The sequence below is a fragment of the Hymenobacter sp. AT01-02 genome, assembly GCF_000961955.2.
Taxonomy (GTDB): Bacteria; Bacteroidota; Bacteroidia; order Cytophagales; family Hymenobacteraceae; genus Hymenobacter; species Hymenobacter mucosus.
Genome location: NZ_JZIR02000001.1, coordinates 51,833 through 72,812, shown reverse-complemented (window position 1 = coordinate 72,812; position 20,980 = coordinate 51,833). Strand labels below are relative to the sequence as shown.

Here is a 20,980-nt window from a genome sequence, read left to right as displayed (position 1 = left end):
TCAGTCGGCTTGGCAGCTGCGCTGGCCGCGGGTGGCGTTGCTAGTAGCTGCTGCCGGCGGCTTAGCCATGGGAGCGTGGGGCCTAGTGCACCTGTCGAACAAGCTCAAGGACCCAGAGCCTTCCCCCCAATCCAATACCAGGACCCGCGAATCGGTAGACCAGGAAGAGGCGGAAGCAACGGCGCCTTCTCTCTCCGATATTCAGCCCGATACGCTCACTCTGGATACAGATGAGGGTGGTGCTTCCCGTGAGGAAGACACCATTCAAGAATCTGCGCCGGAGGTCATTCCTGAGCAAGAACCCCCCACGCCCCAAGAAGGTGAGGTGATGGACTCCACCACGACATTGCCAGATGATATATAAACGACTTCCGGAGCAAGAAATCGGACTTCTAAACATCATTACCCACTGACTACTACACGGTAGCCAGTACACGCAAAAAGGCCCCAGCTACACAAGCTGGGGCCTTTTTGTTACTCGTGGAAGTCTAGATTAGTAAGGCTTCGCTTCGTGCGCTACTGATTCGGCTTGCGCCACGGCTTCAGCAGCCTTGCTTTCGTTGGCCTGGGTAGCACCATCCTGGCCGCTCTTAGCCATTTTGATACCTTCAGCTACACGCTGGCCCCAATCTGGGTCGCAGTTGGTGCACAGTTCAATCATCTTGTCCTGCACTACCTTGTTTGCGTCGGCTAGCGCGCCCACCATGTTGTTGATGAGGTCATCACGCTCCCAATCTTCGTGCAACCGGTACCGCTCACCTGCTTGCTTGAAGTTGTTGGTGCGGTCAATGGTTTCGCGCAGCAAACGGCCCGAGTATTGGGGCGTATGCTCAGGTGCCGTACGAGGAGCTTCCTTCAAGCCATTGAGGCTGCTGGGCTCGTAGTTTACGTGCAAGTTCTGGCCGGGCGCCGAGTCAACATGGTAGGCCATCTGACCATCGCGCTGGTTGGTAGCTACGTGCTTTTTGGGCGCGTTGATGGGCAGTTGTAGGTAGTTAGTACCTACACGGTAGCGTTGCGTGTCGGAGTACGAGAACGTACGGCCCTGCAGCATTTTGTCGTCCGAGAAGTCTAGGCCATCTACTAGTACGCCCGTACCGAATGCAGCCTGCTCTACTTCAGCAAAGTAGTTCTCAGGGTTTTTATTCAACGTCATCTTACCTACTGGCAGCCATGGGAACTGGTCCTGGGGCCACAGCTTAGTATCGTCGAGCGGATCGAAGTCCAATTCAGGATGCTCGTCGTCGCTCATGATCTGCACGAACAGTTCCCACTGCGGGAAGTTGCCGGCCTTAATGTTGTCGAACAGGTCCTGGGTAGCGTGGTTGAAGTTCTTGGCCTGAATGGCTTCGGCTTCGGGCTGGGTCAGGTTCTTGATGCCCTGTAGCGGCTCCCAGTGGTATTTCACCAGTACAGCTTCACCGGCAGCATTCACCCACTTGTAGGTGTTTACGCCCGAGCCCTGCATCTGGCGGTAGTTAGCAGGAATACCCCAAGGCGAGAACAGGAAGGAAACCATGTGCATGGCCTCCGGCGTGTTAGCAATGAAGTCGAAGATACGCTCACCCGTCTGACGGTTGTGTACTGGGTCAGGCTTCTGCGAGTGAATCAGGTCTGGGAACTTCATGGCATCCCGGATAAAAAACACTTTCAGGTTGTTACCTACCAGGTCCCAGTTGCCATCTTCGGTGTAGAACTTTACGGCGAAACCGCGGGGGTCGCGCAGGGTTTCGGGGGAGTGACCACCGTGGCCTACCGTAGAAAAGCGTACGAACACGGGCGTTTGCTTGCCAGGCGTGTTGAACAGCTTAGCGCGGGTGTACTTTTCAATAGGCTCGTCGCCTACTTTACCGTATGCTTCAAATACCCCATGGGCACCAGCACCACGAGCGTGCACTACGCGCTCCGGAACTCGCTCCCGGTCGAAGTGGCTCATTTTTTCCAGAAACTGGTAGTTCTCCAGCGTAGCTGGACCGCGGTTGCCCACGGTACGTAGGTTCTGGTTGTTGGTGAGAGGGTGGCCCTGGCGGGTGGTCAGCGTTTGTGCATTTTCTCCTTCCGCAGTGCGGGAGTCGTGGGAAGTGCCTGCCCCAGTTACGGCCGTGCCCGTACCGTCGCCGGAGACGCCGTTTTGCGGTTGATTCTGCTGGTCTTGTGCCATACCTGTACCTTGTTATGTGTGGGTGTAACAACAGGCAAGGTACAACGGAGGTTAGGTCTAGTGGAGAATTTTTCTCCGAAAGAATTTTGTCATTTTTTCTTTTCCGGGGCAAACTAGCTGCCTATCAGGTGTAAGGGGGAAGCGGGGCCCCGTACCGGGTTCAACGCAGAAATACGCCTAGCATACCGCCTGCCTGGGTACGCTACCCTACCTTTGCGGCCGAAATGTCTGCTACCTCTTCTTCACCCCGAGTATATACCGTCGGCTTCTGGCTGATGTGCTTGTCGTCGTTCCTGTTTTTCATGAGCTTCAACATGCTCCTGCCGGAGTTGCCAGACTACCTTACCCGGCTAGGTGGTGGCGACTACAAAGGATTAATTATTGCCTTGTTCACCCTCACAGCCGCTATTTCCCGGCCATTTAGCGGTAAGCTGGCCGATACGGTAGGCCGCATTCCAGTAATGGTGTTTGGCTCCTTGGTTTGTTTCGTGTGTGGCTTCTTTTACCCCTGGACCAGCACCGTAGCGGCATTTCTGGGGCTGCGGCTGCTGCACGGGTTCAGCACGGGCTTCAAGCCTACGGGCACAGCGGCATTCATTGCTGACATCATACCAGCCGACAAACGTGGGGAAGCAATGGGCTTACTTGGCGTAGCAGGCACTCTAGGCATGGCCTTTGGGCCGTCCATTGGGCCCCGCATCACGGCAGCTACGTCCCTCAACACGCTGTTCTATCTTTCGTCGGGGCTGGCCCTGCTGAGCCTGCTTGTTCAAGGCACCATGACGGAAACCTTACCGCAAGCCCAGCGGCAGCGGTTCACTTGGTCCTTGCTGCGCATACACTGGTCCGAGGTGCTGGACCCGCAGGTATTCCAGCCGGCTCTAGTCACGCTGCTGTGCCTGTTCCCTTTTGGTGCCATCTTAACCGTCACCCCCGATCAGAGTCAAGCCCTAGGTCTCGGCCCGGCCAATAAAGGCTTATTCCTTACCTACTATACCGTAGCCTCCCTTGCCATCCGCTTGGTGGCCGGCCGTGCTTCCGATACCTACGGCCGGGTGCCCGTACTGCGAGTCTCTAGCGCCGTCATGGCTATTTCCTTGGGGTTGCTTGCGTTGGCTGGTTCTTCCGTTACGCTGTTTCTGAGCGCAGCAGTTCTATTTGGGCTGGGTTCGGGCCTCAACTCTCCCACCCTCTACGCCTGGACTATTGACCGCAGCCATCCTGAGCGACGAGGCCGCGGCGTAGCAACCATGTATATTGCCCTAGAAGTAGGTATTGGGCTGGGTGCTGTACTGGCCGGCTGGTTGTTCAGCAATACGCCTGCCCGTTTGCCTTACGTGCACGGCCTCAGCATGGCGTGCACCGTAGGAGCGCTAGTTTATCTGCTCGTGGGTGTGCGGGAAAAGCAAACCGTACCAGCGCAGTAGTGCCTAAGCAGTTTGAGTACTCCTTTTGCTAGAATAAGGAGCAAGAATATGCGTTGTTCTATACCATAATCCCTTATCTTTATCCAGGTTTTTGTGCCGATGCAAGGCGCGCACTGTTATTAAAAACGTCCTATTTGCGTGTTATCTACTCCAATGAAAGTGGCCACTCTGTGGTCGTGTGCGCTCCTGTCTGGGCTTCTGCTCAATTCTACTCGTTCTATAGCGCAAGACATCCCAATACACCTCGGTAGCTTCTCGGCAAAGGAGCTTCCGAGCGCTCCTGCAGACACTACAGCACCAGCCGAAGTACTCTGCGACTTCGGGCAGTCAAAGATTGAGGGTGGCATGGATGGCTTTGTGGTGCGTTTTGACCGAATTACGCGGGTACACATTTTGCGCCGCACGGGATACGAGTGGGCTACCGTAAAAGTGCCACTGTATCACCGCGATGGTCAGCAGGAAAAATTACAACAGCTAAAAGGATTTACTTACAACCTGGTAGGGGGCGAATGGAAGAAGGAACCGCTGAAGACCGACGCTGTATTCTCGCGCAAACTCACGGCCAACGTTGATGAATATGCCTTCACCCTCCCCAATGTGCGTGAGGGCTCAGTAATAGAGTTTTCCTACGCTATACTATCCAACTTCGTCTTTAATCTGCAAGACTGGCAATTCCAGCAAGAAATTCCGGTGCGGTGGAGCGAGTACCGTACCACGGTTCCTTCCTTTTTCCGCTACAAGGAAATTTCTCGTTCCTACCTCCCGTTTGCCGTCAACGAGACTACAACGCCTTTTTACCGAACCAGCTACCGCTCCAAAACAAGTGACGGCCATGGCGGGTACTCCGCTGGCGCCAGTGATAAGGTATACAACATTTCTACCCAGGCAGTAGCCCGGCGCTGGGTACTGAAAGATGCACCCGCTTTCCGGGAGGAGCCTTTCCTCACAACACCGCGCGACTATCTCAGCCGGGTGGACTTTGAGCTCGAACGCATTCAATTTCCAGATCAAGAGCCCCAGTTTGTAGTAGGCACCTGGGAACAGATTGAAAAAAACTTACTGAAGGACGAAGAGTTTGGGGGATTTCTGGAGCGTGCTACCCCGTTGACGTCTGGTGCTGCGGCCTTGTCTACGCTGCACGCGAACGATTTGCCAGCACGTGCCGATGCCGTCCGTACCTTGGTTATGCAAGCAGTGGGGTACAATGGCACCAATACGCTTTACGCTGAACACTCCGCTAAAAAGCTACTAGAGTTGCGGCATGGTACGGCTGGCGAGGTAAACCTACTGCTTGTGCGCACTCTTCGCGATGCGGGCCTTACGGCCAACCCTCTTTTACTCAGCACGCGTGCCCACGGGCGCATTCAGACGGACTTGCCAGTCGTGAGCCAGTTCAACTACGTGGTAGCCCACGTGGCCCTGCCCGATGGGAAAGAGTTGCTGCTGGATGCCACTGAGCCCCTGCTACCCTTTACCCTGCTACCAGAGCACTGCCTCAATAACCAAGGGCGCTTACTTAGCACCACGGGCCGCTGGGTACCGCTTACAACTACCCAAACGCATTTGGTATATACCGCCGCCGACTTCACCTTGGACGCACGCAGTACCATAAGTGGCACCATTCGTCAGGAATACGCGGGCTATGCGGCGCCATCGGCACGGAGTACGGCCCGCGAGTCGGAGCATGCCTTGCGCAAGCAATGGCAGAGCACCCACCCAGACTGGACGGTGGAGCGAGCGGATGTGGCAGGCACCAATGAGTTGGGCAAGCCGTTAGTAGTTACATTTACAACTCGGCTTGCGGGGGCAGAAGAGGCCGTTGCTACGATGTACGTACGGCCGCTACAACACCTGGGCCCAGGTGCGTCGCCCTTCCGCCACGATGAGCGCCTGTTTCCCGTGGATTTACCGAGCAGCCGCCGCTTAGAATATTCGGTAAAGCTGCATTTACCTACCGGCTACAGCGCTACTTCGTTGCCCACTAGTGCGCTGCTCAACCTCCCCAATGACGGTGGCAGGTTCCTATATAGTGTCAGCCAGCTGTCGCCCGAGACCTTACAAATCACGGCTCGCTTGGCTCTCAACAAAACGCAGTATTCCCCCAACGAATACGTAGCCTTGCGAGAGCTCTATGCCAGAGCCCTTGCCAAAATGGATGAGCCCTTGGTTCTCACCAAGCAGGCCAAGTAGCGCTCAGCCTTTTATAGAATACCTCGCTGGTGCCTGCGTAGCTACGCGCTGCATACTAAGCTTCAGCCAACCTATTTACTCAGCTAATTTACTGTGGCACAGTAGCAATAGCCATACTGCCGAGTATCTTAAAGAGCCGACCCTGCTACCTCTATAATTTTTCTATATGATCAAAAACATACCCTCTCGCCTGGTACTAACAGGCCTGCTTTTGGGGGTGGCCACTACCGCGGCACGAGCCCAAGCTCCCGACCCTATCAAGTTCGGTAAGATTGACGAGAAAGATCTTTCAGAAGCCAATTTTGTAGCCGATAGCGCTGCAGAAGCCGTTGTGCTGTGCGATTACGGCCGCTCACGCTTTGAGGTCGGCTCCGATGATTTCAAGGTGGTGTTTGAACGCGTAGCTCGCATCAAGATCCTTAAAAAAAGTGGCTACGACCATGCAACGATAAGTGTACCGCTGTACCATAAGAATGGTAAGGAGGAAAAGCTAACCAACCTGCGCGGCCTCACCTATAACGTAGTGAATGGTCAGGTAGTGAAGGACAAGTTGGAAGGCGATGCTATCTTTAAAGAGGAAAGTGGCCCCAATTGGACCGTGCGCAAGTTCACGCTCCCCAACGTCCGGAAGGGCTCCGTTATCGAGTTTACCTACACCGTCAATTCCGACTTCATATTCAACTTTCAGGACTGGACCTTTCAGTCGGATATTCCGGTGCGGTGGAGCGAGTACCGCGCAAGTATTCCAGAATACTTTGACTACAAAATGCTGCTCCAGGGCTACGAACCCCTCGCGGTGCAAGAGCGCACGGAGGGTATGGGCCAGTACAGTGTGCGCTGGGCTCCTACCATCACGCCAGGCTTAAATGGCGGCCGCGAATCAGGTGGATCGGCTTCGCTTACTCCCCGGGTTACAAACTACCGGTGGGCCATGAAAGATGTAGTGCCCTTGCGCGAGGAACCTTACATGACTACTACCGCCGATTACGTATCGCACATTGACTTCGAACTGGCTGGTATAACATGGCCAGGTCAGCCATATAAGTCTGTAATTGACAGCTGGGAAAAGATTAACAGTGAGCTAATTCAGGACGAGAATTTTGGCGGCCAACTAAGCAAAGGCTCCTTCTTGAAGGCCGAAATGGCCACTCTCAAAACCAAGTATCCTGACCCAGCCGCGCGAGCCGCGGCCGTGCACCAGTTTGTGCGCCAGGCGGTGAAATACAATGGCCGGGCTGGTGTCTACAGTTCGGTACCGATCCGCCGCGTATATGAACAAAAGACGGGCACGGCTGCCGATGTGAACTTGCTCCTTATTGCGCTACTGCGCGAAGCCGGCCTAACGGCCCATCCCGTGCTGCTGAGCACGCGCGACCATGGCCGGGCCAACGAGATGCTGCCCCTGCTGAGCAATTTTAACTATGTGGTGGGCATGGTGACCCTAGGGGAAAACCAGGAGCTGTACGTAGATGCTACTGAAGAGCTAGCTCCGTGCGGTATGCTTCCGTACCGGTGCCTGAATGGTCAGGGCCGCTTGGTCACGGCCAAGGACGCCGATGCACGCTGGGTGCCGCTGGCGTCGGCGTCTAAACGACAGCAGATGTACCGCCAAATACAGCTTGTGCTAGACGAGAAAGGTGGCCTAACGGGCACGGTACGCCAAGAGTATGGGGGTTACCGGGCGCTTAGCCAGCGTGATAGACTGCGCACCCTAGGCGAGAAAAAGTACATAGAAGAGTTGCTAGCTGATCATGATGGCTGGAGCATTCCGAAATACACGTTTCAGCAGCGCGACGCTTTGCACCAGCCTCTACTGCTGGAATATGAGTTTACGTCGGCCGGCGCTGAAGCTCCAGCAAGCACGCTCTACATCAACCCGATGCGGCAGTTCGGCATGGACAAAAACCCCTTCTTGCACGAGGACCGTCGTTTCCCAGTAGACTTTGGTGCCCTGCTCGATGAAACGGTGATTATGAACATCACCGTGCCTACGGGCTACGAACTAGAGGAAACACCAAAATCAGGCATCGTAGACTTGCCCAATGGCGGGGGCCGCTTCCTATATAGCGTGCAGCCCACGCCGGGCAAAATTCAGATTACCAGCCGTCTCAACCTTCTCAAGCCGGTGTACTCGGCAGAGGAATATGTTTACCTACGTGAGTTCTTCAATCAACTACTTACCAAGCAGGGTGAGCAGTTGGTACTAAAGAAAAAATCATGAGCCTGTTCTTTTCTAAGCTACAGAGAGTTGTTCTGGTTGCGGGGGTAGCGTTTCCCAGCTTCGCACTGGCTGGCGCGGGCACACCACAGTACCCCGTGGCGGCCCTGCCTTCTTCGCTACGCGAGAATGCGCACGCCGTTGTCCGTCGTCAAGACGAAAGCTTGGCAGTAAAATCGGTGGGACGCACGGTAGAAACCACCCGCCGCGCCGTAACGGTGCTAGATGAGGCTGGTTCGCAGTGGGCTACGGAAGTAGTGTACTACGACAAGCTGAATACGATTACGTATTTCCGCGGCACCGTGTACGATGAGGCAGGTCGGGTAGTGCGCCAACTTCGTACGGCGGATATTCACGATATAAGCCTTTCCGACGGGTTTAGCCTTGCTACTGATGCCCGCGGCCGCACCGCCGACCTGCGTCAGCCAAGTTATCCTTATACGGTGGAGTTTGAATACGAAGTGGTTTCCGACAACCCGTTGTTTTACTCCACGTGGCGTCCTCAGCCGGCAGAGCAACTGGCAGTAGAGCAGGCCACGTTTCGCGTTCTGACCCCAACAAGCCTGCCCTTGCGCTTCCAAGAGCGTCATCTTCCTAGTGATGGGGCCTTGGTCCGCAGTAAGCAGGGGGCTCTTGATGTGTTTCAATGGCAGGTACGCAACCTGGCCGCTATTGAGGACGAGGCAGACTCCCCCCCGGTTTCGGAACTGGCTCCTATGGTTCTCACTGCCCCCACCGAGTTTGAGGTGGAAGGGTATCATGGGCGTCTTTCCTCCTGGCAAGACTTGAGTAAATGGACCTATGACCTCAATGCCGGCCGCGACGTGCTGCCGCCAGCCATCCAAGCTCAAATGGCGGCGTTGGGGCGGGGCGAGAAGGACGAACGCGCCCGCATTCGCAAGGTGTACGAATACCTACAAGCCAACACGCGCTACATTTCTATTCAACTTGGCATTGGTGGGTGGCAAACGTTCCCGGCTAGCTCAGTGGCCGCTAATGGCTACGGCGACTGCAAAGCGTTGACTAACTACTGCAAAGCGCTGCTGCAAGCAGCCGGCGTGACGTCCTATGCCGCCCTGGTGCGCGCCGGGTCTACTGCCCAGGATATTCGAACGGATTTCCCAAGCTCCCAATTTAACCACGTAGTGCTGTGCGTGCCACTGACCAGCACCCGCCCCGACACGGTATGGCTGGAGTGCACGGACCAAACTAACCCGTTTGGCTACATGAGCAGCTTCACGGGCAACCGGCACGCCCTGCTGCTGCTACCCCAAGGCGGACGCTTAGTAGCCACCCCGCGCTACGGCGCTGCGGAAAACCGGCGGGAGCGCCGCGCTGATGTGCACTTTGATTTGCAAGGAAATGCCACGGCAAGCATTCGTACCCGCCACACCGGCTTGGAGTTCGACGCTATTGCAGGCCTGACGGGCTTGGCCCCATCGGAGCAGAAAAAGCGCCTCGGCGACCGGCTACCCTTACCAAGCTTCACTATCACGAAGTTTAGTTTGACGCCCGATGAATCAGGAGCGGTTCCGGTTCTTACCGAGAACCTGACGCTTGCCGTTCCTGCCTTGGCTCCGCCCAATGGCAAGCGCGTATTCATAACTCCTAATTTGCTGTGCCGCACCTCTGCCCCGCGTGCCACGGTAGGCGAGCGGCGCACGGATATCTGGTTGTCGCATGCCTACACGTATACCGATACGGTGCGCTTGCACATTCCCGCAGGGTTTCGGCCGGAGCAGCTGCCAGCGCCCGTGAAGCTTGCCACTCCCTTCGGTGACTACCTGAGCCAAGTGCAGGTGATGCCCGACGGCAACATCTTGTACATACGGCGCCTGCTGATGCCTAATACCCGCTTCTCACGCACTGACTACCCAGCGTATCTAGATTTCCGCCGCCGAGTTAGCGCCGCTGACAAAGCACAAGTGGTACTTGTAAAAACGGAAGCGTAAGCTTTACTACCCTTATCAAACACGCGAAGTCCGGGTGCCTATAAGCGCCCGGACTTCGCGTGTTAAGGCACCGTTGCTTTTGCAAAAAAGGGCTTTAACGAATTGTTACAAAGCAAAAACCGCATGACGCCCGCCTGAAGTAGCAGGCAAAAATCATACATTAGAGGCGCTCATCACCGCAGCTGTCTATTATCCCTCTTTTCTACCTTCTTGCCCTTTATGCTCAAAGTTTCTATGCTGTTCCACCGCGCATGGCAGGTGGTGCCGCTGGGGGTAGTATTGCTTGCGGTAGGCGCTCCACAGGGGGCGTCGGCCCAACGTGTACTATGGGCTGATGCCCCAGTTTCTACGGCTGCCCGCCAAGCGGCGCTGCCGGTTCTTTCACACTATCGGCCCGTAACGGTACAGCTTCAGAATGTGCGTTCTGCGCTAAGCACGGCTCCAAGCGCTACCAACCTACGCGCTCGTACTTCAACTACGGTAGTCTCTTTACCCTTACCCGACGGCACTTCCCAGCGCTTCCGCGTGGTGCAAGTACCCGTGATGGCGCCGGAGTTGGCCGCACGCTACCCCAACATCCGGACGTATGCGGCCCAGGGTATTGACGACCCCACCGCTACCGCTCGCCTTGATGTTAGCTCGGCTGGCTTTCACGCATGATTCTCACAGCTAACAAGACGGTATACATTGACCCCGCCCAGCGCGGAGGTGCCACTGACGGCTTGCACCTAGTGTTTGAGCGTCAGGCTATGAACCGCACGGCTATTCCTTTTGTGTGTAACACGCCGGATTCCCCCGCCCTGCCAACGACGCCGCCCCTAGCAAATCGTCAGAATGTAGCCAACGGCACTACCCTCCGGACGTATCGGCTGGCGCTGGCTTGCACTGGAGAATATGCTGCCTACTATGGTGGCACCAAAGAGGGCGCTTTGGCTGGCATGGTAGCTTCGCTGAACCGCGTAAACGGCATCTACGAAAAGGAGCTTGCCGTGCGCATGGTGTTGGTACCCAAGAACGACACGCTCATTTACTTGGATGGTGCCACCGACCCCTACACGAATGATAATGGGGAGTCCATGCTAAACCAAAACCAGACCACGGTAGATGCGCGCATTGGCAATGCCAACTACGACATCGGCCACGTGTTTAGCACTGGCGGCGGGGGTATTGCGCAAAAGCCTCCGTGTGCATTTCGGGCAAAGCGCGGGGCGTAACGGGCTCGGGTGCACCGCGCAACGATGCCTTCGACGTAGACTACGTAGCGCACGAAATAGGCCACCAGTTCGGGGCTGACCATACCTTTAACAGTGTGACAAGTAGCTGTGGCGGGGGCAACCGAGCGGGCGCATCGGCCTACGAGCCGGGCTCAGGTACTACTATCATGGCCTACGCAGGCATTTGCGGGGCCGACAATACGCAGGCTAACTCGGACCCATACTTTCACTCGCGCAGCTTCGACCAGATTGTGGCCCACATCACCGGAGCCGGCAACTGTGCTGTGAGTACCGCCACCAACAATACGCCCCCGGTAGTAAATGCTGGTAGCGACTACGCTATTCCAATCAGTACCCCTTTTACCTTACGGGCTCGGCAACTGACGCAAATGGTGATGCCCTGACGTACTCTTGGGAGCAGTACAATCTGGGCCCCGAAGGTGCGCCTAATTCTCCTTCAGGCAATGCACCCTTGTTCCGTGTTTTCGCGCCGGTGAGCAGCCCTTCCCGTACTTTCCCGCGCCTGAGCGATATCGTCAACAATACCCAAACGAGAGGGGAGCTTTTACCTTCTTATGGCCGGACGCTGACGTTCCGCTTAGTAACCCGCGACAACCGCGTTGGTGGCGGTGGGGTAGACTACGATGCGGCCAACGTAACGGTAGTAGGCACAGCGGGCCCGTTTGTTGTAACTGCACCGAACACGGCTACTACGTGGTTAGGGGGAGCTCCGCAATCGGTGACGTGGGATGTAGCCAATACTACGGCCGCTCCTATCAATGCTGCCAATGTGGATATTCTGCTTTCTACCGATGGCGGCCTTACTTACCCTATCACGCTGCTAGCTGGCACGCCGAATGATGGTTGTGAAAGCATAACGCTGCCCACCGGTATTGCCAACACATCCACGGCGCGGATTCGGGTGCAAGCTTCCGGAGGAATCTTCTTCGACATTTCGAATGCGAACTTCTCGATTCTGACGCCTACGGCTCCTACCTTCTATCTTGCCCAAACCTGCACCTCTACCCCACTTATTTTCTGCGCAGGTACTGCATCTGGCACCGTGCCCTTGTCAGTAGGATCTTTGCTGGGCTTCACGGGAAACGTGGCACTATCGGCTTCTGGTCTACCCACTGACGCTACCATTACGTTCAGCAACCCGACCATAGCGTCTGGCAGTGCTACCATGTACACAATTAACACGACTACTGCTACCCCGGCTGGCGTGTATACCATCACCCTCACGGGTACGAGCGGCAGCATTACGCAAAGCCAGCAGGTGCGGTTCCAGGTACTGCCCATCGTGTCGCAGGCCACGGCAGTAAGCGTACCCACATTTTCTGGGCGTACCATTTTACGCCCTACCATTAGCTGGGCTCCCGTTCCCAATGCATCTAGCTATGATGTGCAAGTAGCAACTGATGCAAATTTCTCTACTCTGGTCTTTAGCCAAAGCGGCGTAACGGGTACTTCCCTAACCCTTAGCACTGGCTTGCAATCCAACACTACTTACTTTGTGCGGGTACGTGGCGTGGGTATCTGTGGGGCGGCGCCATATTCCGCTACTGTGCAGTTCCAAACCGGGCAGCAAACTTGCCAAACTATTGCGGCTACTACCGTACCGCGTACTATCTCGGCGGCTCCGCCAACACAGTAACTTCTACCCTTACGGTCACTACCGCTGAGCGAGTGTCCGACATCCGAATTCGTAACTTAGCTATTACCCATCCCAACGTAGGCGAGCTGGAAATTTCCCTCACAAACCCAGCTGGCACGCGCGTGGTCTTGTTTTCTCGCTTGTGCAATGGCACGTCTAACCTGAGCCTGTCGTTTGACGACGCGGCCACGGCGGTCCTAGCTTGTCCGCTCCCAGCGGGCGGTACGGTGCGTCCCGCAAACCCCCTTAGCACCTTCCTCAACAGTGCTTCCAACGGTACCTGGACGCTGACCATTACTGATAACAACGCTGGCAACGACGGCACCCTTACCGGTTGGTCACTGGAGTTGTGCACAGTACCCGAAGCCCCTACCGCACCTACTTCGCTTACCACAACAGCGCCAATAGCAGTGGGCAACAATTCGGCAAACCTTGAAGTGCTGTGGCTAGATAACTCGGCCAATGAAACGGGCTTCGAGCTAGAACGCTCCACGAACAACGGTACCTATACCCGCATTGCTACCCTCGGTGCCAATACTGTTTTTTATGAGGACCAAGTAAGCACCAATGCGCGATACTGCTACCGTGTGCGTGCAGTGAATGCCGTAGGTAGCTCAGCCTACAGCAACGAGAGTTGCCAGACGGTTTCGACCATTACGGCTACGCAAAATGCGGCTCTGCTACAAGGGGTGGAAGTGTTTCCTAACCCCAGTACTGGCATTTTCAGGGTACAAATAGCCAATGCACAACGCGGCCCTATTACGCTACGCATTACGGATGCCCTGGGCCGTACTGTTAGCTCTACAACCCTAACCAAAGGGGCGGCAGCGCTCCAACATACGCTTGACCTAAGCAGCCTCAGCACGGGTGTATACAACCTGCATTTCGACATGCCCGATGGCCTAACGGTGATGCGACTGCTCAAGCAATAACTAGCCTAGGCAACCACTAGAAAGGCGGCTTCCGATGTGGAAGCCGCCTTTTCCAATATAAGACCAGCACTTATTTCGCCTCGCTCGTAGTGGCTGCCTGTTTCGACTTAGAACCGGTAGCGAAGCTGCGCTTTCACCTCAGATCGGCGAGGTCCTTGAATTTGTTCTAACCCAGAGCCAACAGTAGCTTGGTGGCGGTAGTGCGTTTCGGCGTAACGTAGCCACAGCGTTAGGTGGCGGGTCAGGTCAAGTTGGGTAAGGAGGTAGGCGCGAGTACCACGTCCCGCCAAAGCCGGAACGGAGAAGGCATACAGCACATCCTGCTCAAATACATACTGGCGCGTATCATAATCATCCGTATCGAACAGGGCATAGCGAGCTGATACGCGCACGCGTGCCATTGGCGCTACCGTAATATCTTGGGCCAGCACGTAGCCCCGCCGTTGCGGGCCGGCATCTTCTTGGTAGTGGGTGCCCTGTACCCGCGTGCGCAAGCTCAGGACTGGGGTGGGGCTGGCATCATAAAATACAAGCAAGCTGCGACGTTGGGCAGGTACGGGCAGCGGGTCAGGACGTAGCGTATCGGCATCATACGCCTTGGTCCGCTGGCGCAGTTGAGCATACAGCAGGCTTGTTTTCGTGGGAGTGAACGTAACGCGCACCAGCCAGTCGTGACCAGCCGAGGGGGCTCCTACCTGGTACCTCAGCCACGGAAACGCAAACCGATCGTAGTAGGCCGACACTTCCCAGCGCGGTGCGGGTCGGAGTTTCACGCCCAAATACAGCCCCTTCTCGTTGATGTTGCGCGAGTTTTCGCTCAGAGCATTTCCGTAAAGGGTATGGAAGTTACGAGCGTAGTTGCGGTAGAGCACAGATGCGTCTATGGCCGGGGTGAGACTAGCTAGCAAGCCATTTACGGTACCAATACCGCCACTGCTACTACGCGCTGTTTCGCCGAATAGCAGGAGATTGCGCCATACGTAGCTGTAGTGCGCACTTAACGCCAAGTTATGGTCGCCGCGCAGTTCATACGCATTATACGGCTCGGGGCGGCGTAGTAGCGGCCTATCAAAGTGCGTATCTACCGCCGTGATACCCGCCGTTAAGTCGCCGCTGCGGCTGGCGTAGCTGAGGTTTCCACCTAGCACGGTTTCGCGCAAGGCCTGTCGGTCAGCAAGTTCCGAAGGAGTACGATGAAAGCCCGTCAGCAATAGTCCCGAGGTGAACTCATTAAATTCCGCCAATGAATCCTGGGTTTGCGCCAGGTTAGCATCCACGCGCTTTCGCGATACAAAAGCGGTAGCCCGCACCGTAGGGGTTACGGCTACGGTAGCAGCTGCACCACGGAAAAACGTATTCTCCAACACCGACGAGTACGGCCGCACACCCACCGAACTACGCCGCAGAGTGGTAATCGTTTCGGCTCCCTTCCCTACCGCCAGTCCCGACGAAAGTAGCAGGCCCTGCCCAAATTGCAGTTGGTAGTCGCCAAGTGCTAGTGCCTTCAGGCGCCCACGCTCCTGCACCAGAAAGTGCGCCGAATAAAAATCGGCGCCATAACGGCGGGAAGCGGGGCTCCACGTGAAAGCCTCGCCGGCATCTTTTTCAGCCGTAACACCCAAGCTGAAGTCCTTCGCGCGGCTCACGCGGTAGCGCAAAAGTAGTTTGTCGGGCGAGCCAAGGTAGCGAGTAGCCGGGCGTCCGCCGCGCACGGTATCTGGGGGAGCATAGCCAGGGCGGTCCTGCAGCACCCGCTCGTAACGCAAAAACAGCGCAGCGTTGTCGCCTTTTAATACACGCTGCCAGAGCGGCCCGCGCCCGGCGCTGGGGTCGGCCTGTACCGTTACGAAAGGCGCTACCCGATAAATAGTGCGCACGTCGAAGCCCTCAATGGTTTGCAGCTCATAGAGGCTAAGCAGAGCTCCGTTTTTCTGGCGATGGTCAAGCAGGTGCGTTATCTGGCTTTCACTAAGTAGCAGCAGGCCGCGCAGGTCTTCGCGGGCTGCAGTATTTAGGTTGAGTGGGGTTTGGTAGTATTGAAGGAGGGTTTCGTAGAGGTCTTCGTAAGGAACCTGGTCACTCTGAATTTCAGCGAATAGCTCCTGGGTTAGTCGGTCCAGATCGGGTACTGTGGGCCGGATATACTCCTGCCCTTGGGCTCCGTGCACCATTGCTCCGAGTAGCAGAGCACTTAGCAACAACTGCCTCATGGTTGCGCAGGCTTGTTCCAGGTGAGGGCCACGCTTACCTGCTGGCTAAGCCCCAGCTTCTCATGCCAAGCTGCGGCGTAATCTATCTGCAGGGTTTTGGTGTGAAAGCCAGCGCCACCCGTTGTCTGGTGGGTGAGCGAGGCAATGCCACCCCGTAATGCTAACGCAGCTACCGGATGGTATTCTAGTCCAGCGCGGAAATCCGCATCCTGCTCTACATCCTTTTCCGTCTCAGCTAGTAGCAGCACCTTTTCCGATGGCCGCCAAGCCAACGCGGCCCGCAGCACCGTGGGCACTCGTTCGTCTTGGTAAGGCGCCAGCCGAGCTTGGTTGAAATTGTAGAGGTAGGCCCCAAAGACAAGCTTCTTTGGAATGATATCAGCCTGGCCGCCCAACGAGGCTGCCATCACGCGCCGGCTACCTAGTCCTTCTATACTCACTTGGAGCACTTCCATCCGTGCTCCTACCCGCACTGTACCCAACCGGTAGCCGTAGCCCACCCCTACCCGCTGCTCCGAATATAGCTTGCCGCCAAACCGTTCGGCCGTAACTCCTACCACACCGTACCGAGGAGCCTCGGCGGCAGCTACCGCGGCGGGCACTCCAGATACTGGCGCTACTGGTGCTCCTGACCGATACCCTAATGGTAGCGAGCCTGCAACCGCCACGGTATTTAGAGAAGGTAGCAGGAACCGATTGGCTGCTGCAAAGCCTATAGTTGGGCGCGCCACACTCCCAAGCGCCGCCGGATTGTTAGCACTAGCCCATACATCGTCTTCCAGCACCGCCGTTACTTGCCCCAAACTCGCCGCACGGGCACCCCATACTCCTGCTCCGTTGCCCTGTGCTACCACACGATGCACTCCTAACCCAGCAAAAAAGAGTAGCAACGCGTATTTTTGTATCATACACTTGTATAAGTAGTTGTAGTGCTGGAAAATAGACACTAAGATCGAATTGTACAATATCCCTTGGTTTCATCCCATAAAAAAGCTCTAACCCTAGTTAGTATCGAGGCTTTTCGTCCTAGTAATAGATAATTGACTATTCCACCACTAGCCGCGTGGTGGCACCAGGGAGGTATGCAGACGCACTACATACAGGCCTAGTACCACAAGGAATAATGCTACAAAAAAGCCCCGGCACCTTGCAGTGCCGGGGCTTTTCAGTTAGTCAACTATCATTCTACAGCATAGCAGCGTCTTTCTTACGCTTGATTTTAGTTTTACCGCCTTTCTCGGTTTTTACCTTCATCTTCTCTATGTCACTCATGTCGGCGGCAGCACCGGCTGCGGTGGCTGCCCCTACGCCGGGGTTAGGGCCATTGTTCTGTAGGGTCATTTCATCTACCAGATATTTGGCACCGCCCATTTTTTCAACGCACCAGAGCACGTAGCGAATATCCACGTTGATGCAGCGCTTTAGCTCTGGGTCATAGGCAAGGTCGCCAGTCATGGCTTCCCAGTTGCCGTCGAAGGCCAAACCAATAAGCTCCCCACGCCCATTAATAACGGGCGAGCCAGAGTTGCCCCCCGTGATATCGTTGTCGGTGATGAAGGCCACGGGTAGGTTGCCGTTTTTGTCAGCAAAGCGGCCATAGTCTTTCATCTTCAGCAGCTCCAGCTCTTTTTGCGGAACCACAAACTCGGGGTTGGTAGGGTCTTCTTTCTCCAGGATGCCCTGCGCAGTTGTTTTGTAGTCATACGCCACTGCATCGCGGCCTTTGTAGGGGCGCACAGTACCATAACTCAAGCGAATGGTAGAGTTGGCATCGGGCGAGTAAACTTTGTCGGTATTTTTCTCGCGCAAAGCAGCCACGTAAAGACGGTTGGCCCGCACTAACCCGGCTTGCATGCTCTGAAGCTTGGGCACCGTGTTCTGCACGTAGTTCGAGTACACCGACTGGTAGGTCTTGTAGGCAGGATCGGCTTCTAGCTTTGCAGCCGTAGGAGCCGCCAGGAAAGCATTGACTTTGGCCTCTGAGGTCAGGAAGGAATTACTGAACACGTAGTCAGCATACTTCTGCATGGAGCCCCCGTACTGCTTTTGCACGGTCTGAAATACTTCGGGCTGCTGATCCTTCGGTACCTCCTGCATATAGAGGCCCATTAGAGCCGCGAATACCTTTTTGTCCGTGGAAGCGCTGTAGTCTTTGAAGTACTCCGCTACCGGCTCCTTTAGGTCTGCTACGGCTTTATCAATAGCGGCCTTATCGGTAGGCGAGGCTTTCAGCGCACTTGCCAGCGGCATCATGCGGGCAGCCAGGGTAATAATTTCCGTGCCGAAGGCTGCTTCGTTTACGTATTGGGTGCCCAGGTTGTACTGGCGCAAACCAGCATAGCTTTGGTTGATGGTATTGAGCGCATCGCCGTACCGCTGCTGGCGGGCGGGGTCTTGCGAAATCCACTGAGCAAGGGCCGCTTCTTCAGCTTTCTTAGCATCCACGGTCTTGAGGCGCTTCATGCCTTCATTCTGCCCGATATAGTATTTCCAGTAGTTCGCAATGTTGGCGTATTTCGACGCGTACTTCAGCCGCAACGCGGGGTCCTGGTCCATATCTTCCTTCCACAACTTAAGGCGCGTATCACGCAGCTTGATGCGGGCGGGGTTGGTTTGGTCGAGGGTCATTTGCAAGCCAGCAGCGGGCATAAACCGCTGGGTACGGCCCGGAAAGCCAAATACCATGGCAAAGTCGCCCTCACTTACGCCTTGCAGGGCTACGGGTAGGTGCTTCTTGGGTACGTATGGCACGTTGCCCGCCTGGGGCCCGAGGTGGGCTGGTTGTTCTTGTCGGCGTACACCCGGAACATGGAGAAGTCGCCGGTGTGGCGAGGCCACATCCAGTTGTCGGTGTCGCCCCCAAACTTGCCTACGGCTTCGGGGGGGGCACCTACCAAACGCACATCGCCGAAGCGCTGGTAAATGAACAGGTAGTACTCATTGCCCCCAAACATGTCGCGCACGTAGCCACATACTTGCCGTTTTCTTTGGCATTGTCGGCCAGCTCCCTCTGGCGCTGCTGCACAATGGCCATGCGCTCGGCCTCGGGCGTAGCAGGCGTAATGCTTTCCAGCACCTTGCTAGTTACGTCTTCCATGCGCACAAGAATATCCACGAACAACCCAGGGTTCTGCTTTTCCTCGGCGCGGGAAGCAGCGTAGAACCCATTTTGCAGGATGTTGTTTTGGGGAGTACTATGGCTCTGAATAGCGTCGTAGCCGCAGTGGTGGTTGGTGAGCAGCAAGCCCTGGCTGCTTACAAATTCGCCGGTGCAGAAGCCGCCCAGCTGCACGACGGCATCCTTTAAGGAGGCATTGTTAACACTATAAATTTCTTCGGCCGTCAGCTTAAGGCCTTTCTTTTTCATGTCGGCCTCGTTCAAGCGCTTCACGAAAAGGGGCAACCACATTCCCTCATCGGCGCGGGCCGCCAAGGGGAGTAGTAGCGTCAGCAAAAGGACCGCGGCCCAGTGGTTGTTACGCATAAGATGGGTGGGTAATATGGGTGAAAATCTAGGCGCAAAGGTACGCAGCCAGGCCTTGCGGTTGCACCTCCCCTCTGGTTTGCAGCACTACCATTCACCAGCACAATCCTTTGTCCGAAGCTGCCTAGCGCATAGTCGGGTTATCTTTTCCGATCTTTGTTTTCACCATGTCTTACCTCTTCCGCCAGTTCTTGCTGGGCTTGATCTGGATATACCGACACCTGATTTCGCCGCTCACGCCGGCCAGCTGCCGCTATACCCCTACCTGTTCAGCTTACGCCGTAGAGGCCGTCACGAAGTACGGCCCTTGGCGGGGCGGGCACCTGGCGCTACGCCGCATTAGCCGCTGCCATCCGTGGGGCGGCCATGGGCATGACCCTGTGCCGTAGTGGCTTAGGCGCCCAGCTAACGTAGTGCCTCGGCCCCTAGTCGGCTTCGGACGGCAAACTACTATTTTCACCATCGCCCTACCCCCTTCTCCCGTATAAGGCTCGTGTTTGCTGCTGTAGCTATGAGCTGCGGCAGCTTTTTTTTTCAGTTAGCTACTGCTGCATATGCGCATTCTATTCTTTGCTGTCGCTTTGGCGGGCACGCTGCTTGGCAGCTGTTCCGAGGCTCAAACCCAACATTCGGAAGACAAGCAAAAGCAGGAAAAATCGGGCAAGAAGAAGGGAAAGAAAGGCAAGGATGGCGCCGACATCCCCAATCTTACCAAGGTAGGGACACTCAGTGGCGTGCCTGAAAGCTCTGGCCTCGCACTCACGGGCCAAGCTGGCACCTTCTTTACGCACGGCGACGATGGTACGCAGCCTATTATCTATAAGGTAAGCACAACTGGTAAGACGCTGGCCCAGCTAGATATTCCAGTAAAAAGCCACGACTGGGAAAGCATAACCCGCGACCAGAGCGGCAACATCTATATCGGTGATGTAGGGAACAACAACAACGACCGGCGCGACCTGGTGCTCTACCGCCTGAACCCGGAGAACGTGAGCGTGGTGCAGGAGATTCACCTGAAGTACCCAGACCAGCGCGACTTTCCACCGAGTAAGGAGGAGCGTAACTTCGACTGTGAAGCCACCCTCTGGCACGACGGCAAAGTATATTTATTCACGAAGGACCGGGCCCAGGAACAAACCAGCAAAGTATATAGCGTACCCGACCGGCCCGGCACGTACACGGCTCAGCAGGTAACTAGCATTGCCATTCCCGGCCAAGTAACGGATGCCGCACTCAGCCCCAATGGTCGTCGGCTGGTGCTGCTGGCCCGCCAGGAAATGTTCGTGCTGGAAGGCAATAGCTTCGCTGAAATCCTGAAAGCAACACCCCGGCAGATTTCACTGAAAGGCGCGGGGCAAACCGAAGGGGCCGTTTTTACCGACAATAACACGCTTTACATCAGCAGTGAGCAGGGGTCGTTGTACACCTACACCTTCTAGCCACCCGGTATTCTGTACCATCAGGGCCTAATCATGGTGGGCACGTAGCAGGAGCTTTTGCTCAGGTTGCGTGTTATTACTGTGGATGGGCCCTGT

General features: G+C 55.9%; 14 protein-coding genes and 2 pseudogenes. 11 read left to right on the top strand and 5 right to left on the bottom strand.

The features are described 5' to 3' along the window. The coding region (locus VI25_RS24965; protein WP_055562159.1) for a hypothetical protein at nucleotides 1-364 on the top strand (364 nt) is incomplete at its 5' end. A 129-nt stretch (nucleotides 365-493) separates the two neighbouring features. Here the strand turns inward: VI25_RS24965 and VI25_RS00330 are convergent. Continuing rightward, nucleotides 494-2,161 carry a catalase gene (locus VI25_RS00330; RefSeq protein ID WP_045688373.1) on the bottom strand — a complete coding sequence of 556 codons (1,668 nt, stop codon included), beginning with the start codon at nucleotides 2,159-2,161 and terminating at the stop codon, nucleotides 494-496. Between the two features lie 224 nt (nucleotides 2,162-2,385). Between VI25_RS00330 and VI25_RS00325 the strand changes: the two genes are divergently transcribed. The 8 genes and pseudogenes from VI25_RS00325 (at nucleotide 2,386) to VI25_RS00285 (ending at nucleotide 13,751) form a co-directional block, all read left to right on the top strand. Beyond that, nucleotides 2,386-3,588: an MFS transporter gene (locus tag VI25_RS00325; RefSeq protein ID WP_045688374.1), complete on the top strand. Its 1,203-nt coding sequence runs from the start codon at nucleotides 2,386-2,388 to the stop codon at nucleotides 3,586-3,588. Nucleotides 3,589-3,741: 153 nt separating this feature from the next. Continuing rightward, entirely contained in the window at nucleotides 3,742-5,778 is a 2,037-nt protein-coding gene (locus VI25_RS00320) for a hypothetical protein (protein ID WP_045688375.1), read from the top strand. Between the two features lie 166 nt (nucleotides 5,779-5,944). Then, nucleotides 5,945-7,999 (top strand): DUF3857 domain-containing protein, encoded by a 2,055-nt coding sequence (locus tag VI25_RS00315; protein WP_045688376.1) that lies wholly within the window; start codon nucleotides 5,945-5,947, stop codon nucleotides 7,997-7,999. Beyond that, nucleotides 7,996-9,948, top strand: a complete 1,953-nt coding sequence (locus tag VI25_RS00310) for a DUF3857 domain-containing protein (protein WP_082455331.1) — start codon at nucleotides 7,996-7,998, stop codon at nucleotides 9,946-9,948. The genes VI25_RS00315 and VI25_RS00310 overlap by 4 nt, the downstream gene beginning before the upstream one ends. 219 nt (nucleotides 9,949-10,167) lie before the next feature. Beyond that, nucleotides 10,168-10,608, top strand: a complete 441-nt coding sequence (locus VI25_RS00305) for a hypothetical protein (protein WP_052695181.1) — start codon at nucleotides 10,168-10,170, stop codon at nucleotides 10,606-10,608. Next, nucleotides 10,605-11,447: pseudogene (locus VI25_RS26215) on the top strand (reprolysin-like metallopeptidase); the annotation flags it as partial. The gene VI25_RS00305 and the pseudogene VI25_RS26215, both read left to right, overlap by 4 nt. Before the next feature lie 208 nt (nucleotides 11,448-11,655). Further along, nucleotides 11,656-12,819, top strand: coding sequence for a fibronectin type III domain-containing protein (locus VI25_RS25670; RefSeq protein WP_055562156.1), 1,164 nt, complete (start codon nucleotides 11,656-11,658; stop codon nucleotides 12,817-12,819). A gap of 32 nt (nucleotides 12,820-12,851) precedes the next feature. Further along, nucleotides 12,852-13,751, top strand: coding sequence for a proprotein convertase P-domain-containing protein (locus VI25_RS00285; protein WP_055562155.1), 900 nt, complete (start codon nucleotides 12,852-12,854; stop codon nucleotides 13,749-13,751). A 107-nt stretch (nucleotides 13,752-13,858) separates the two neighbouring features. Here VI25_RS00285 and VI25_RS00280 read toward each other — a convergent pair whose 3' ends face one another. The 4 genes and pseudogenes from VI25_RS00280 to VI25_RS27500 all read right to left on the bottom strand — a co-directional run bounded on the left by VI25_RS00280 (nucleotide 13,859) and on the right by VI25_RS27500 (nucleotide 19,328). Beyond that, nucleotides 13,859-15,961: a ComEA family DNA-binding protein gene (locus VI25_RS00280; protein WP_045688377.1), complete on the bottom strand. Its 2,103-nt coding sequence runs from the start codon at nucleotides 15,959-15,961 to the stop codon at nucleotides 13,859-13,861. After that, on the bottom strand, nucleotides 15,958-16,869 hold the full coding sequence (locus VI25_RS00275; protein WP_045688378.1) for a hypothetical protein: 912 nt from the start codon (nucleotides 16,867-16,869) through the stop codon (nucleotides 15,958-15,960). The genes VI25_RS00280 and VI25_RS00275 overlap by 4 nt, the downstream gene beginning before the upstream one ends. Nucleotides 16,870-17,146: 277 nt before the next feature. Further along, a complete protein-coding gene (locus VI25_RS00270; RefSeq protein ID WP_262489890.1) occupies nucleotides 17,147-18,712 on the bottom strand; it encodes a S46 family peptidase in 1,566 nt (521 codons plus the stop codon). After that, nucleotides 18,679-19,328 (bottom strand): annotated as a pseudogene (locus VI25_RS27500) (S46 family peptidase). The gene VI25_RS00270 and the pseudogene VI25_RS27500 overlap by 34 nt, the downstream one beginning before the upstream one ends. A 284-nt stretch (nucleotides 19,329-19,612) precedes the next feature. Here VI25_RS27500 and yidD point away from each other — a divergent pair. Together yidD and VI25_RS00260 are read left to right on the top strand one after the other, a co-directional pair. Continuing rightward, entirely contained in the window at nucleotides 19,613-19,834 is a 222-nt protein-coding gene (gene yidD, locus VI25_RS00265; RefSeq protein WP_045688379.1) for a membrane protein insertion efficiency factor YidD, read from the top strand. Between the two features lie 165 nt (nucleotides 19,835-19,999). Further along, nucleotides 20,000-20,884 carry a hypothetical protein gene (locus VI25_RS00260; protein ID WP_052695184.1) on the top strand — a complete coding sequence of 295 codons (885 nt, stop codon included), beginning with the start codon at nucleotides 20,000-20,002 and terminating at the stop codon, nucleotides 20,882-20,884. Nucleotides 20,885-20,980: the final 96 nt, after the last annotated feature.